The 15,545-nt window shown below is 62.8% G+C and carries 13 protein-coding genes; 5 read left to right on the forward strand and 8 right to left on the reverse strand.

Annotated elements, in window-relative coordinates; translation table 11 throughout:
• Nucleotides 1-41 precede the first annotated feature (41 nt).
• The 6 genes from DV532_RS07920 to DV532_RS07945 form a co-directional block, all read right to left on the reverse strand.
• The gene (locus tag DV532_RS07920) at nt 42-3,662 is read right to left on the reverse strand and encodes an ATP-binding protein (RefSeq protein ID WP_056806395.1); all 3,621 of its coding nucleotides are present in this window, start codon (nt 3,660-3,662) and stop codon (nt 42-44) included.
• A gap of 8 nt (nt 3,663-3,670) precedes the next feature.
• The gene (locus tag DV532_RS07925) at nt 3,671-4,288 is read right to left on the reverse strand and encodes a response regulator transcription factor (protein WP_056806399.1); all 618 of its coding nucleotides are present in this window, start codon (nt 4,286-4,288) and stop codon (nt 3,671-3,673) included.
• Between the two features lie 283 nt (nt 4,289-4,571).
• Nucleotides 4,572-5,903 (reverse strand): deoxyguanosinetriphosphate triphosphohydrolase, encoded by a 1,332-nt coding sequence (locus DV532_RS07930; RefSeq protein ID WP_056806402.1) that lies wholly within the window; start codon nt 5,901-5,903, stop codon nt 4,572-4,574.
• Nucleotides 5,904-6,042: 139 nt separating this feature from the next.
• Nucleotides 6,043-6,372 carry a hypothetical protein gene (locus DV532_RS07935; protein ID WP_056806405.1) on the reverse strand — a complete coding sequence of 110 codons (330 nt, stop codon included), beginning with the start codon at nt 6,370-6,372 and terminating at the stop codon, nt 6,043-6,045.
• On the reverse strand, nt 6,369-6,743 hold the full coding sequence (locus DV532_RS07940; RefSeq protein WP_056806408.1) for a phage holin family protein: 375 nt from the start codon (nt 6,741-6,743) through the stop codon (nt 6,369-6,371). Before DV532_RS07940 ends, DV532_RS07935 begins: the two co-directional genes overlap by 4 nt.
• Nucleotides 6,744-6,752: 9 nt before the next feature.
• Nucleotides 6,753-7,067 (reverse strand): YqjD family protein, encoded by a 315-nt coding sequence (locus DV532_RS07945; protein WP_056806412.1) that lies wholly within the window; start codon nt 7,065-7,067, stop codon nt 6,753-6,755.
• Nucleotides 7,068-7,379: 312 nt separating this feature from the next.
• On the opposite strand from DV532_RS07945, the gene DV532_RS07950 reads away from it, so the two are divergent.
• The 5 genes from DV532_RS07950 to DV532_RS07970 all read left to right on the forward strand — a co-directional run bounded on the left by DV532_RS07950 (nt 7,380) and on the right by DV532_RS07970 (nt 10,749).
• A complete protein-coding gene (locus DV532_RS07950) occupies nt 7,380-8,588 on the forward strand; it encodes an ammonium transporter (RefSeq protein ID WP_056806415.1) in 1,209 nt (402 codons plus the stop codon).
• Nucleotides 8,589-8,660: 72 nt separating this feature from the next.
• On the forward strand, nt 8,661-8,900 hold the full coding sequence (locus DV532_RS07955) for a glutaredoxin family protein (protein WP_056806417.1): 240 nt from the start codon (nt 8,661-8,663) through the stop codon (nt 8,898-8,900).
• A 107-nt stretch (nt 8,901-9,007) separates the two neighbouring features.
• The gene (locus tag DV532_RS07960) at nt 9,008-9,439 is read left to right on the forward strand and encodes a D-Ala-D-Ala carboxypeptidase family metallohydrolase (RefSeq protein WP_056806420.1); all 432 of its coding nucleotides are present in this window, start codon (nt 9,008-9,010) and stop codon (nt 9,437-9,439) included.
• Between the two features lie 65 nt (nt 9,440-9,504).
• Entirely contained in the window at nt 9,505-9,813 is a 309-nt protein-coding gene (locus DV532_RS07965) for a hypothetical protein (RefSeq protein WP_056806423.1), read from the forward strand.
• Nucleotides 9,814-9,864: 51 nt separating this feature from the next.
• The gene (locus DV532_RS07970) at nt 9,865-10,749 is read left to right on the forward strand and encodes a pseudouridine synthase (RefSeq protein WP_056806855.1); all 885 of its coding nucleotides are present in this window, start codon (nt 9,865-9,867) and stop codon (nt 10,747-10,749) included.
• A gap of 105 nt (nt 10,750-10,854) precedes the next feature.
• Here the strand turns inward: DV532_RS07970 and DV532_RS07975 are convergent, their stop codons facing one another.
• The gene (locus DV532_RS07975; RefSeq protein WP_056806426.1) at nt 10,855-12,420 is read right to left on the reverse strand and encodes a PAS domain-containing methyl-accepting chemotaxis protein; all 1,566 of its coding nucleotides are present in this window, start codon (nt 12,418-12,420) and stop codon (nt 10,855-10,857) included.
• Between the two features lie 293 nt (nt 12,421-12,713).
• On the reverse strand, nt 12,714-15,455 hold the full coding sequence (gene acnA, locus DV532_RS07980; protein ID WP_056806428.1) for an aconitate hydratase AcnA: 2,742 nt from the start codon (nt 15,453-15,455) through the stop codon (nt 12,714-12,716).
• Between the last annotated feature and the right edge of the window lie 90 nt (nt 15,456-15,545).

A 15,545-nucleotide genomic window follows, 5' to 3' on the forward strand; every position in this document is an offset into this window, starting at 1 on the left:
GAAACAATCCTCTTAGGTAATAACGCCGCGCAGTCTACCAGCTAACACGCTTGGCTGCCTGCCTGTGTGCAGCTAGTTGTGGCCAGTTCCTTGGCCAGGGCACGTTCTACCCGGCCCATGTGCCGTGCCAGTGCCTGGCGCCGCAGGCGCAATTGCGCGGTGGGCAAGCCGCTGGCCTCCAGGGCTTCGCAGGCCGCCATCAGGCCGGGGGCTTCCAGCATCCGCGCGGCGCTGAGGACCTTGTGCGCGTGTTCGCCAATGGCGCCGCTGTCGTGCTCCGGATGCAATGCCATCAATTTGGCCAGGTCGGCCTGCAGGCTCTGCTGCAAGGCCTGCAGGAAGCGTTGGCGGTCGTTTGGGGCATGCCCGACCACTGCGGCCAGGCCGTCTAGGTTGTACGGTTTTCGCCGGTGTTTTTGCTCGCAGCGGGGGTGAATGCCAGCCAGGCGCTGGCTGAGCGTGCCCAGGCTGATGGGCTTGAGCAAGCAGTCGTCCATGCCGGCGCTGAGGCACTTGCGGCGTACTTCTGGCTGCGCGTTGGCGGTGTAGCCGAGAATGGTGCAGCGCGGCCGCTTGCCGTGGCGTTCTTCGCTACGTACGGCGGTCGCCAGTTGGTAGCCGTTCATGTGCGGCATGTTGCAGTCGAGCACCAGCACATCGAAGTTGCCCGCCCGCCAAGTGGCCAGCCCTTCGCGGCCGTCGCTGGCGCTGGCGTGCGTAATGCCCAGATAGCCAAGCTGTTGTTCCATCAGTTGCAGGTTGGCCGGATGATCGTCGATCACCAGCACGTTCAACCGAGGGTTGGGTACCGCGAGGTTTTCGATCAGCGAGGCCGGCTGCACTGCGGCCTCAAGCCGCTGCAACGGCATCTTCAGGCGCACCTGGGTGCCGACATCTTCCAGGCTCTTGATGCTCAGGCTGCCGCCCATCATCTCGCACAGGCTGCGACAGATAGCCAGGCCCAGCCCAGTACCGGCGCGGGCACCCTGGCTGTGTGGGTTGGCCTGGATGAACGGGTGGAACAGGCGTTGCAGGTCGCCAGCGTGGATGCCGATGCCACTGTCGCGTACTTCCAGCTCCAGCATCGCGGGAGTGGCGCCGTTCTCCACCAGGTCGACGCAGATGCGCACCTGGCCATGCTCGGTGAACTTGATGGCATTGCTCACCAGGTTGGATAGCACTTGCTTGAAGCGCAAGGGGTCGAGCAGTGCATGGCAGCGAGCGGCCGGCGCGATCCTCACCTCCAGCGCCAGGCCTTTCTGCCGCGCCTGGCCCTCGAAAATGCGCCCCACCGATTCGACCAAGGCCGCCAGGTCGACCGCCTCGGGTGCGAGCGACAAGTGCCCGGACTCGATGCGCACGATGTCGAGGATATCGCCGATCAGGCCCAGCAGGTCCTTGGCCGAATGGTGGGCCAGTTCCAGCGCGCCGCGGTCTACCCGGCCCTGGTCGGCTCGCTTGACCGCCAGTTCGAGCATGCCGATGACCGCGTTCATCGGGGTGCGAATTTCGTGGCTGATGGTTGCCAGGAACGTGCTTTTGGCGCGGTTGGCATCGTCGGCCTGCTGCTTGGCCTGGCGCAGCTCCATGACCAATTGGCGGCGGTCGCTGATGTCGATCCAGCCGCCGATGATGCCCTGCACCTCGCCCAGCGAGTCACGGTACGGAAGAATCCAGTGATAGATGGTCATTTCGCGGCCCTTGATCCGTAGCGGCCGGTCCATGATCAACGGGGAGCCCGCGGCCATCACCTTCAGGTAGTCCGCCTGAATCTGGCGGGTTTGCTCGCTATCTGCGAACAGGCTGTCGTTCAGGCGTTTGCCAATGACCTCTTCGGAGCAGGCCTGCACGGCTTCCAGGTAACTGAAGTTACAACTTTGCAGGCAGCCCTCGCGGTCACGCACGTACATGGGGTGGGGCGTGCCATTGAGCAGCGCCCGCATGAACGCCAGCTGGTCGTTCAGCGCGCGTTCGGCACGTTGGCGTTGGCGAATTTGCAGGCGCAGGCGGGCGTTCCACAACAAGGCCAACAACAGGAGAAGAGCCGTGCCCAGTACCACCTGTATCGCCAGCCGGTGATGGCCTAGGCCATTGCCATCCTCAAAACCGCGCCAGCGGTTATTGATCACCCCCAGTTCCTCCGGCGAGATGCTTTGCAGTGCCTTGTCGAGAATCGACGCCAGCGCTTGTGATGACGCGCTGGTGGCCATGGCGAAGTTGGCGGGTTCGCTGCCGACGGTGGTGCGGATGACCAGTTCGGGGTTGCTGGCCAGGGCATGGTTGGCGTCCACTAACGTGGTGATCACGGCATCGACGGCGCCGCTGTTGAGCAATGCCATGGAATAGAACGTGCTTTCTGTCTCGACCCAACCGATTTGCGGATAGTGCCGCGATAGCATGGCATCCATGGCGCTGTAGCGGGTAATGGCGATGCGATGGTCCTGTAACTGCTCCAGCGAGCTCAGTGCCTCATCGCGCTTGCGGCTGACCAGCACGTAGGCGCTTTCCAGGTACGGTCGGCTGATTTGCAGGTTATCCCCTGCCACCCCACCGGTGGCCATTGCGGCGATGACATCTGCCCGACCATCCTTGAGGCGGGTAATCATATCGGCGATGCCACTGGCGCGTTGCACTTCAAAGCGTAAGCCGGTACGCAGGCGGATGAGCTCCAGCAGGTCGGCGGTGATACCACGAAAATGCCCCGCACCATCGAAATATGACACGGGCGCAGCTGTGTCATCGATTGCCACGCGCATCACCGGGTGGTCTCGCAGCCAATGCTCCTCGGTCGTGGTCAGTTGCAGTTTGCGGTCGGTCAGCAGCAGGTCGCTGCCAGCGCTCCAACGTTTGAAGATGCTGGCGCGTATGGCTGGGGGCTGGCTGTCCAGCGCGGCATTCACCAGTTCTTTCAGCATTTTGTCCTGCTGGCGCAGGGCAAAGCCGAAGCCAATGGCCTCATGCTTGCCGAAATTGGCCATGCGCAGGCGCGGCAAGTGCCCGCGGTTGAGTTGGTAGTGGGTGGAAATGGTATCCCCAATAAACACATCGGCCTGGCCGAACGCCACAGCATTCAGCGCTTGGCTGGAAGAACCGAAGGCCAGCAGCTCGGCCTTGGGATAGGCACTGAGTACCTCCTGCTTGGGCAGGTAGTGGTAGAGCATGCCCAGGCGCATGCCGGTCAGGCCCATGTCCAGTGCTCGGCTTTCGTCTTCGCGGGTTACCAGTACCGGTTGGTCGATGGCATAGGGGTGTGACAGCGCCAGGCCATCGCTGGCGGCCTCGTAGCCATTGGCGCTGCCAAGCAGGTCGATGTCACCATGGCGAAGTGCTTCCACCGCCGCCTGCCGGCTGGAAAAGCGTAGCACCCGCACCGGCAACCGCAGGGCTTTGCCGACCAGGCTCGCGTACTCGGCGGTAAGGCCTTGGTAGTCGCGGCCGCCACTGGTGATGTCGAACGGCGGGTAGTCTGGTGCCGACGTGCCCAGCACCAGTTCCTGACGGCTGGCGAGCCATTGCCGTTGTTCGGCGGTGAGTGCCGGCTGGACCGGCCAGGCCGAAGACCGGGCCAGCAACGCGTAGGATGAGGCCTCGTGTTGTGTTGCCTGGGCCACCCCGCTGAGCAGAAGCAGGGCGAGCAGCAGGTGAGCGAAAGGGCGCGCCATGACAGCCCTCAGACCAGCGCGTTGCGTTTGGCTATTTCGATCAGGTCGACCAACGTGTTGACCTGAAGTTTGTGCATGAGGCGTTTTTTGTAAGTGCTGACGGTCTTGCTGCTGAGGAACATGCCCTTGGCAATTTCCTTGTTGCTGCGGCCTTGGGCGAACAGTTGCAGCACCATCAGTTCGCGGTCGTTGACCTGGCGGAAAAGTTGCAGGTCGGTATCGACGACTTGGTTGTGCTTTATGGCCTGGCTGGGGAAATAGTTGTAGCCGGCCAGCACCGCCTTGATTGCACTGAGCAATTCGCTCAGGTCTTCCTGCTTGCACACGTAGCCTGCGGCGCCCGAGTGCATGCAGCGCACGGCAAACAATGCGGGTGATTGTGCGGTCAGTACCAGCACCTTCAACGGCAGGGCCATGGCCTGGAAACGGGAAAGCACCTCCAAGCCGTCTAGCTTGGGGATGCTGATGTCGAGGATAACCAGGTCAGGGTTGGTTTCGCGAATCATTTGCATGGCGTCCACGCCGTTGTCTGACTCGCCGATAACCTTGTAGTTCTGGTTTTCCAGCAACATACGCACGGCCAAGCGGATGACGGGATGATCGTCGACAATAAATATGGATTGCATGTGCAACTTCCCTACGGGCGATTGAGGGTGACGGGCGGCACCTTATCGCAGTTGGAAGTCATCGGGCGTACGAGGAACGGCTATTAGCCATATATGGGAAATGGCTTACAGGATAAAACAAAACGGGCTACGCAATAGGCGCGGTCAAGCGGATGTCAAAGCGTCTTTGGTAACTTTTCATTGATTTTTCATCGTGCTGTTTAGTTTGTCGCCTGTATATGTAGGAAGTTTCCTTCAATAAGCGGTGCAGCACGCGGGCATGCCCAGGCTGCACCGGCGCGCCTCAGGTTGGGCTGGAGCGCCCAGTCATTTCACGGGCCATTTCGCTGGCATAGCTGTCGGTCATCCCGGCGATGAAGTCGAGCATGCGCAGGAAAGCGCTGTACAGCGAGCCGTGCGGGTCCGGGGCATTGTTGCCGATCAGGTCCAGTACCCGGCGGCTCTTGAACGAGGGCGTGCGCCCACCGTGCTGTTCGAGGGCGGCACCGCAGAAGGTATTGAGCAGAATTTCCAGGGTGGTGTAGGCGCCGATCTCGTGCAGGGTTTTGCGTTTGTCCTGGAAGATCTTGTTGCGTGCCATGTCCTTGGCCTGCAGCACGCAGCGCTTGGCGGGGCCGTGCATGTGCTCGACCAAGTCACCCACCAGTTGCCCGGACAGCAACGCCTGCTGCTGCTCGACGAAGGCGTGGGCGGCGGCGTTGGTCAGGTGCTCGATGGCCTTGCCGCGCAGGATCGCCAGCTTGCGCCGCCGAGAGTCGTCGGGGCCGAGTTGGCGGTAGGTTTCTGGCAGGTCATCGCCGACCAGGTCGAGCAGTAGCGCTTCGACTTCGGTGTATTGCAGTAGCTCCATCTCCAGGCCGTCTTCCAGGTCGATCAGCGCGTAGCAGATGTCGTCAGCGGCCTCCATGAGGTAGACCAGCGGGTGGCGCGCCCAGCGCTGGTGCTCCAATTGCGGCAGGCCGAGCTTGCGGGCGATCTGCTCAAGCAGGGGCAGTTCGCTCTGGTAACTGCCGAACTTGTGCTTTTTGTAGCCCAGGGCGTCGGCGTGGCGCGCGCTCCAGGGATACTTCAGGTAGGTACCGAGGGTGGCATAGGTCAGTCGGGTACCACCGTCAAACTGGTGGTATTCGAGCTGGGTGAGTACGCGAAAGCCTTGGGCGTTGCCTTCGAAATTAAGGAAGTCGGCGCGTTCGTCGTCGCGCATGTCATCCAGCCAGCCCCGCCCGGCAGCCTGCTGGAACCAGTGGCGGATGGCATCTTCGCCAGAGTGGCCGAACGGCGGGTTGCCGATGTCGTGGGCCAGGCAGGCCGATTGCACGATCATCCCCAGGTCGCTGGGGGCGCACCAGTCCGGCAGGCTGTCGCGCAGGGTTTCACCAACGCGCATGCCCAGCGAGCGGCCCACGCAGCTGACTTCCAGCGAGTGGGTCAGGCGTGTGTGGATGTGGTCGTTGCTGGAAACCGGGTGCACCTGGGTTTTGCGCCCGAGGCGGCGGAAGGCACCGGAGAAGATGATGCGGTCGTGGTCTTTGTGAAAGGGGCTGCGGCCAAGTTCATCGGCGCTGTACAGGGCTTTGCCCAGGCGTTCGCGGGTAAGCAGGGTGTGCCAGTCCAAGGCGCGGTCTCCTGTGGATCGAAGGCAATAGCTTCCTGTGTCGGGCACATATGCGCAAGGGGCAGGTCGAAACCTAACCTGTGGGAGCGGGTTTGCCCGCCCCCACAGGGGGTAATGCCACAGCGGTTAAGACCGGGTGTCAGGGGCGGCGGCTGCTTTGCAGGTACAGGCGCACCAGCGGCAGCAGGCTGGTGCCCAGGCGCATCAGCCGCGCCAGGTTACCGCTGCGCACGCCTTTGCCGGTAAGGAAGCCCAGTGCCACCACGGCGCCAATCCCCCACAGCGGCGCATGCTTGATGCCCAGCCCGTCCTGCAGCGAGTTGCCCATGCCGCGCACGCGGCGCAGCGGCTCCAACAGCTGCGCCGATTCATGGCGGATTTCCTGGCGGTGCATTTCCATGCGCAGGCGCAGTAGTGCCTTGCGCAGCTCGCGCGGGTTACGGGTGTTTGGCAGTTCTGGCAGGCTCATGGCAACAGGCGCTCCCGGTCCTTGGCGAGTTCTTCGAGGGTGGCGCCGAAAGGTGACGACTCGTCGAACACCGCGGCCTTGAGGCGCAACCCGCAGTACAGCGCGGCGATGGCGTAGAACACGCACAGGCCGATGATGCCAGCCAGGCGGTAGCTGTCCCACAACAGCACCAGCAGCAGCCCGGACAGCGCCGTCAGCAGCAGCAGGGCGAATACCAAGGCAAGGCCGGCGAACAGCAGCAGGCTCAAGGTGCGGCCCTTTTGCTCCTGCAACTCGATACCGAACAGTTCGATATGGCTGTGCAACAGCCCCAGCGCGGCTGCGCCCAGGCGCTTGCCCGAGGCGCCGGCGCCGTTGGCGTCATTGTCCATGGGAACCCCTTAGCGCCGGTTGGCCAGCAAGCCGATCAACAGCCCGACACCGGCCGCGATACCTATCGCCTGCCACGGGTTTTCCTGCACATATTGCTCGGCGCTGCCCAATGCAGCCTGGCCGCGCTCGCGCACCGAGTCTTGGGTCAACTGCAAGGTGTCGCGGGCCTGGGCCAGGCGCTCGTGGATCTGTTCGCGCAATTCGTCCGCCTGGTCGCCGGCCAGGTTGGCGGTATCGGCCAACAGCTTTTCGGTGTCGCGGACCAAGGCCTGGAAGTCAGCCATCAATATCTCTTGTGCAGTCTTTGCCGATTTGCTGGCCATAGGTGTCTCCCTGTCGATGAGTGTTGGTAGTTCGAGTAATAGCACGCGCGGAAGGTTCAAGTGCCGGCGCTGGTATGGGCCTTGCTAAGTCTTTGCCACGTTGCGGGGCGCCATAGGCGGGTAGTGCGCCGATTCAGGGCGCCGGCGCAGCGCATACCGATAAACCTTAACCCAATCCACGACAAACCCAAGAAAAAACCACGCAAGCTTCGCCCAGCTCACCGCTACCGGGCAGGGGCTGGCACCGATTCGGTGCAGGGATGCAGGTTCTTGAACTGTCCTGGTGCCTTTTTCAGTAGGTCTGCCTATTTCATGGAAAACATGCACAGCGCGATGGACTCCTTGGTCCACGGTTCCAATACCCTGTTCATTCTCATGGGCGCCATCCTGGTGCTGGCCATGCATGCCGGTTTCGCGTTTCTCGAAGTGGGCACGGTGCGTCACAAGAACCAGGTCAACGCTTTGTCGAAAATCCTCAGCGACTTCGCCATCTCGGCGCTGGTGTATTTCTTTATAGGTTACTGGATCGCCTACGGGGTCAACTTTTTCCAACCGGCGGCGACGCTGGCGGCCGATCATGGCTATGCCCTGGTCAAGTGCTTCTTCCTGCTGACCTTCGCCGCAGCGATCCCGGCGATCATCTCCGGGGGCATCGCCGAGCGGGCGCGCTTCGTGCCGCAGCTATGTGCCACGGCGCTGATCGTGGCGTTTGTCTACCCGTTCTTCGAGGGCGTGGTGTGGAACGGCAACCTCGGCGTGCAGGCCTGGTTGCAGGCTCGCTTTGGTGCGCCGTTCCATGATTTTGCCGGGTCCGTGGTGGTTCATGCCATGGGCGGCTGGCTGGCGCTGGCGGCGGTGCTGCTGCTGGGCGCACGCCGTGGGCGCTACCGTGACGGTCGGTTGGTGGCGTTTGCGCCGTCGAGCATTCCCTTCCTGGCGCTGGGCTCGTGGATCCTGATCATTGGCTGGTTCGGTTTCAACGTCATGAGTGCGCAGACCTTGCAAGGTGTTAGCGGCCTGGTGGCGATTAACTCGCTGATGGCCATGGTGGGTGGCACTTTGGCGGCGTTGCTGGCCGGGCGTAACGACCCGGGCTTCCTGCATAACGGGCCGCTGGCCGGGCTGGTGGCGATTTGTGCCGGGTCCGACTTGATGCACCCTATTGGCGCACTGGCCACCGGCCTGATTGCCGGTGCGTTGTTCGTCTGGACCTTCACCGCTGCGCAGAACCGCTGGAAGATCGACGATGTGCTGGGCGTGTGGCCTTTGCATGGCCTGTGCGGCGTGTGGGGAGGCATTGCCTGCGGCGTATTCGGCCAGTTGGCCCTGGGCGGCATGGGCGGTGTCAGCCTGGTCAGCCAGTTGCTGGGCAGCCTGATGGGGGTGCTGGTGGCCTTGGCGGGTGGCTTTGCCGTCTACGGTACGATCCGCGCGCTGCATGGCTTGCGCTTGAGCCATGAGCAGGAATTCCAGGGCGCGGACCTGTCACTGCACCGTATCGGCGCCACCAGCCAGGATTGAACCAGGCCAGGTGCATGGCGAGCGGGACGGACCTAGAATAGGCATTCTCAATGCCAAACCAGGACCTGTCCCATGCTGCCTGAATGCCAATTGTTCGGCACCCTCGGCTGCCACCTGTGCGAAGTGGCCGAAGCCGTGCTGATGCCTTTCGTCGATCATGGCCTGTTGGTGGAGTTGGTCGATATCGCCGAGAGCGAGCCCTTGTTCGAGCGTTATGGCCTGATCATTCCGGTGCTGCGGCGCCGCGATAACGGCGCAGAGCTGCACTGGCCGTTCGATGCCGAACAGGTGGTGGCGTTTCTTGGGCAATGATGGCCGTAGAGGAGCTTCAACCCTGCTCCATACCGGGTGATGCGAGCTGATGATCAGGCGCCGGCGCACCAGTGCCGGCATCCTTTTCATCATTGGAATGCCTCGCCATGTTGATCACCCCACATTTCACGCTCAATGAGATGACCGTTTCCCAGCTCGCCGCCAGGGAAGGGCTCGATAACACCCCGCTTGCCGAAGCCAGGGCCAACCTGCAGCTGTTGTGTTGCGCCCTCGAACAGGTGCGTGCACTGTTTGGCGAGCCAATCATCGTCAGCAGCGGCTATCGCAGCGCGAGGGTCAACCAGCTGATCGGTGGTGCCCCGAACAGCCAGCATCTACATGGCCTGGCGGCAGATTTCACGGTGATGGAAGTCAGCCCGCGGGAAACCATGCGCCGGATCACCGAAAGTACCGTGCCCTTTGACCAACTCATCCTGGAGTTTGACAGCTGGGTGCATCTGTCGGTGACGCGTGGCACGCCGCGGCGGCAGGTGTTGACCATCCGTAAAGGCACCGGCTACCTGCCGGGGTTGCAATGAACCGCATTGACGGCGGCAAGGGGATATTCGTATGCTGTATATAAATACAGTATCAGGGTGAAGCCATGCTCAACGTCGAGCAACTCAAGTACAGCGTCAACCGCATGCCCGTAGCGCGGGTGGCCGACGCCGTTCTGGAACTGCGCCTCGAAGGCCTGGTGACCGATGATCGCACGCCGTTCGGCAAAGTCCACTTCAATACCTGCTTCGCCGAGATCGAGGCCTTGTTCCAGCGTGCTGGCTACCACCGCGGGCTGGATGTAGTGGGTTACCAGGGGTTGTTGTATGCGCTTTACGACCCAGGCCGCTGGGAACCCGTGCAGGTACTGCGCTGGCTGAAGGAACGCAGCGAGGCGATGGCCCGGGCTGGTTGAGGCCGCGGGCTTGGGGGATAATGCGCGGCCATGAATGCTTCGAGCCTTGCCATGACCCCGCCATTCGACCCCGCCCACCAGCAAGCCAGCACGGTGTGCCTACCGCCCGGTAACTGGGCGACGGTGCTTGACTGCCTGTGTGATCATTTCACGGCCATCGACCGGGTTCAGTGGCTCGACCGCTTCGCCCGTGGCCGGGTGCTGGACGCCGAGGGGCGGGCGGTAGCGGCCGAGCTGGCCTATAAGCGCGGTATGCGTCTGCATTACTTCCGCGAAGTGCCGAACGAGCGGCCGATTCCGGTGCAGGAGGCGGTGCTGCATGTGGATGAGCACCTGGTGGTGGCCGACAAACCGCACTTCCTGCCGGTGACACCGACCGGTGAATATGTCGAGCAGACGTTGCTACGCCGCCTGATCCGCCGCCTGGGCAACCCGCACTTGGTGCCGTTGCACCGTATCGACCGGCATACCGCTGGGCTCGTGCTGTTTTCCGCCAACCCCCAGAGCCGCAGTGCCTACCAGCGGCTATTCCCTGAACGGCGCATCGACAAGCGCTACCAGGCCATCGCCGCAGCCATGGCTCAGCATGATTTTCCACTGGTGCACAAAAGCCGCCTGGTGCATGGCGAACCGTTTTTCCGCATGCACGAAGTAGAGGGGGAGGCTAACAGCGAAACCTTGGCCGACGTACTGGAGAAGAATGGCGAGCTGTGGCGTTATGGCTTGTCGCCAGTGACCGGCAAGACCCATCAGTTGCGCGTGCACATGGCGGCATTGGGGGCGGGGATCAGCAACGATCCGTTCTATCCGCAATTGCTCAACGAACAGGACGATTACCAGCGGCCGCTGAAATTGCTGGCGCACAGCCTGCGTTTCGAGGACCCATTGAGTGGGGAGGAACGCTACTTCGAGAGCCGCTTGCGTCTGGATTGGTAATGCAGCTAATCAGCGTGGCAGCGGCCTTGCGTCAGCGAAAGGGCCGCAAGGCGGCCCCAGGTTTCAGCTGGGGCTGCTGCGCAGCCCTGTGGGGGCTGTGAGGCCTTAGCGGTTGAACCGCTCCACCAGCGAGTACTGGCTACCCGCGGTGCTGGTCAGCGCTTCGCTGAGTAGTGCCGAGTGTTGGGCCTGTTCGGCGGTTTGGTCGGCCAGTTCGGCGATGGTGCTGATATTGCGGCTGATCTCATCGGCCACTGCGGTTTGCTCTTCGGTCGCCGCAGCGATCTGGGTGGCCATGTCGGTGATGTTGGCCACTGCTTCGCTAATCCCCACCAGAGCTTCGTCGGCCTGCATTACCCGGTCGACGCCTTCTTGCGCCTGGCGGTGGCCGGTTTCCATGGTCAGCACGGCATTGCTGGCCGTTTGTTGCAGCTTGGCGATCAGGCTGTGGATTTGCCCGGTGGACTCGGCGGTGCGTTGGGCCAACTGGCGTACTTCATCGGCCACCACGGCAAAGCCGCGGCCCATTTCACCGGCACGCGCCGCTTCGATGGCCGCGTTCAGCGCCAGCAGGTTGGTCTGGTCGGCGATACCCTTGATCACATCGACCACGCCACCAATCTCGTCGCTGTCCTTGGCCAGCTGCGTGACTGTTTGGCCAGTCTCACCCACAGCCGCCGAAAGGCGCTCGATGGCCTCGCGGGTTTCCCCGGCAATCTGCCGGCCCTGGCTGGTCAAACGGTTAGCTTCCTGGGTGGCATCGGCGGTACGCTGCACGTGGTTGGCCACTTCCTGGGTGGTGGCGGCCATCTGGTTGACCGCGGCGGCGACCTGCTCGGTCTCTACCCGCTGGCGTTCCAGCCCCGAAGAGCTCTGGTGCGCCAAGGCGTCGGACTGGCGCGCCTGCTCGCTGAGGTTTTCGGCGCTGTCCTGCAAGCGCGTCAGGCAGGTTTTCATGCGCGCATCCTGGCTGAGCATGGCCATTTCCAGGCGCGCCTGCACACCACGGCTGTCGGTGAACATCTGCGCGATCAGCGGGTCGGAGGTGGTCTGTTCGGCCAGGCGCAGCAGGCGTTTCAAGCCGCGCTGCTGCCAGCCTAGGCCAAGCAGGCCCAGCGGTACGGAAAGCCCAGCGGCCAGGGCGAAGCCCCAGGAGTGGCCCAGCCAGTTGCCGATCAGGAAGCCCACTTGGCTGATCAGGATGAACGGCAGCCAGTCCTGCAGCACTGGCAGCCACTTGTCCCGGCGCGGTACCGGCGGTTTGCCCTGGTTGATGCGCTGGTACAACGCCTCGGCGCGGCGGATCTGTTCGGCGGTGGGTTTGACCCGCACCGATTCGAAGCCGACGACCTGGTTTTTGTCGAAGATCGGCGTGACATAGGCGTTGACCCAGTAGTGGTCGCCAGACTTGCAGCGGTTCTTGACGATGCCCATCCAGGGTTCGCCCTGCTTGAGGGTTTGCCACATGTGGGCGAACACCGCAGACGGCACGTCGGGGTGGCGCACCAGGTTGTGCGGCGCACCGGTCAGCTCTTCACGGGTGAACCCACTGATTTCGATGAAAGCATCGTTGCAATAAGTGATCACACCTTTGGCGTTGGTGGTGGAGATCAACCGCTGCTGGGCAGGGAAAGTCCGTTCTCTCTGGGTAATCGGCTGGTTATTACGCATGGGTTGATAGTCCGCAGGGCTTTCGAGAGGTATCGGCAAGCCGCTGGTTTTGTTGAATGAATATTTAATGCGCCTGATCTATGGCAATGAGCCATTACTTGATTTGGGCTAGCCAGAGGGCACGTTCGAACCTGTTGTCGTCATTTTTGCGTTTTTACTGCTGTTAAATGACGGATAAGTCGGATGATGACTGATTGGGTGGCTAAGGGCCAGCGCTGGGTGTGGGAGGTGTAATACGATGGGCGGCGCTCGGTCTCAACAGCGCCGCCAATCTCCAGCCAGGCCGATCAGCCTCAGCCCGCAATCATCTGGCGCAGCACAAAATGCAGAATCCCACCAGCCTTGAAGTACTCCACTTCATTCAAAGTATCGATGCGGCACAGCACCTCGATCTGCTCTTGCTTGCCGTCCTCGCGGGTAATGCGCAGTGACAGGCTCATCCCTGGGCGGATTTGAGCACCATCCAAGCCCAGCACATCGATCTGCTCTGTGCCGGTAAGCCCCAGTTGCTTACGGGTGTGCCCAGCCTTGAACTGCAGCGGCAACACGCCCATGCCCACTAAGTTGGAGCGGTGAATGCGCTCGAAGCTTTCCGCCAGTACCGCCTTGACCCCCAGCAGGTTGGTGCCCTTGGCCGCCCAGTCGCGGCTCGAGCCGGTGCCGTACTCCTGGCCGGCGATCACCACCAGTGGGGTGCCTGACTGCTGGTAGCGCATCGCTGCGTCGTAGATCGACAACTTCTCGCCGCTAGGTACATGCAGGGTGTTGCCACCTTCTTCGCCCGCCAGCATTTCGTTACGGATACGGATGTTGGCGAAGGTGCCGCGCATCATCACTTGATGGTTGCCACGCCGTGAGCCGTAGGAGTTGAAGTCGCGTGGCTCAACGCCCTGTTCACGCAGGTAACGCCCGGCTGGGCTGTCGGCCTTGATGTTGCCGGCCGGGGAAATGTGGTCGGTGGTCACCGAGTCACCCAGCAGCGCCAGAACCCGCGCGCCGTGAATGTCGGCGATTGGCGGGGGCGGCCCACCGATGTCGTCGAAGAACGGTGGGTGCTGGATATAGGTAGAGTCGGGCTGCCACACGTAGGTGGCCGCCTGCGGTACTTCGATGGCCTGCCATTGCGCATCGCCGGCGAACACTTCGGCGTATTCCTTGTGGAACATCGCCGTGTCGACCTTAGCCACGGCAGCGGCGATTTCCGCCTGGCTGGGCCAAATGTCGCGCAGGTACACCGGTTGGCCGTCCTTGCCGGTGCCTAGCGGGTCGCAGGTGAGGTCCAGGCGCACCGTGCCGGCCAGGGCGTAGGCCACCACCAGCGGCGGCGAGGCTAGCCAATTGGTCTTGACCAGCGGGTGCACACGGCCTTCGAAGTTGCGGTTGCCCGATAACACCGAGGCCACGGTGAGGTCGGCGCTGCCAATGGCCTTCTCGATCGCTTCATCCAGCGGGCCGGAGTTGCCGATACAGGTGGTGCAGCCATAACCGACCAGGTCGAAACCCAACTGGTCGAGGTATGGGCTGAGCCCGGCTGCCTTGAAGTAGTCGGTGACCACCTTGGAGCCCGGCGCCAGCGAGCTCTTGACCCAGGGCTTGCGTTGCAGGCCTTTTTCCATTGCTTTTTTCGCCACTAGCCCGGCGGCCATCATCACGCTGGGGTTGGAGGTGTTGGTACACGACGTGATTGCGGCAATGACGACGGCGCCATCGCGCAGGGTGTGGGTTTGGCCTTGATGGTTGTAGTCGATCTCCCCGGCCTGGTCGGCGTTGCCCACCGCCACGCCGCCGCCACCTTCGCTTTCCAGGCGGCCGACCTCTTTGGCCAGCGGTTTGGGTTGCAGTTCGAGGAAGTGGTCGAAGGCCTGGCGGACCTGGCCCAGGGCCACCCGGTCCTGCGGCCGCTTTGGCCCGGCGAGGCTGGCCTCGACCTCGTGCAGGTCCAGCGCCAGGCTGTCGCTGAACAGTGGCTCTTGACCCGGCAGCCGCCATAGGCCCTGGGCTTTACAGTACTGCTCGACCAGCTGCACAGTCGCCTCGGGGCGGCCGGACAGGCGCAGGTAGTCGAGGGTGACTTGGTCGACCGGGAAGAAGCCACAGGTGGCGCCATATTCCGGGGCCATGTTGGCGATGGTTGCACGGTCGGCCAGGGGCAGCTGAGCCAGGCCGTCGCCGTAAAACTCGACGAACTTACCCACCACGCCTTTCTTGCGCAGCATCTGCGTCACCGTCAACACCAGGTCGGTGGCGGTGATACCTTCGCGCAGTTTGCCGGTCAGCTTGAAGCCGATGACTTCCGGGATCAGCATCGACACCGGCTGGCCGAGCATGGCCGCCTCTGCTTCGATGCCGCCTACGCCCCAGCCGAGCACGCCCAGGCCATTGATCATGGTGGTGTGCGAATCGGTACCGACCAGGGTGTCGGGGAAGGCGTAGGTGCGGCCATCGGCTTCTCGAGTCCAGACTGTGCGGCCCAAGTATTCCAGGTTGACTTGGTGGCAAATGCCGGTGCCCGGCGGTACCACGCGGAAGTTGTCGAAAGCGCTCTGGCCCCAACGCAGGAAGGCGTAGCGCTCGCCGTTGCGCTGCATTTCGATGTCGACGTTTTCGCCGAAGGCCTGCGGCGTGCCGTAGCGGTCGACCATCACCGAGTGGTCGATTACCAGGTCCACCGGTGACAGGGGGTTGATCCGCTGCGGGTCGCCACCGGCCTTGGCCATGGCTGCGCGCATGGCGGCCAGGTCGACCACAGCCGGCACGCCGGTGAAGTCCTGCATCAGCACCCGTGCCGGGCGGTACTGGATTTCGCGGTCCGAGCGCCGTTCGCCCAGCCACTGGGCGATGGCACGCAGGTCGTCGCCAGTGACGGTTTTGCCGTCCTCCCAGCGCAGCAAGTTTTCCAGGAGCACTTTCAGCGACATGGGCAGGCGCTGCAGGTCGCCCAACTGGCGGGCGGCTTCGGTGAGGCTGAAGTAGTGGTAGGTCTGGTCGCCGACCTTGAGCGGCTTGAGGGTGTTCAGGCTATCGAGCGAGGGCATTGCCAACTCCTTCTGCGCCGGTGCTCGGCAACGACTCAAGGGTTGCCGGTGGCACCGCTGTGTATCGGCCCGTACGGCACGGACCTGGCT

It is taken from the genome of Pseudomonas sp. Leaf58, assembly GCF_003627215.1.
Lineage (GTDB): Bacteria > Pseudomonadota > Gammaproteobacteria > Pseudomonadales > Pseudomonadaceae > Aquipseudomonas.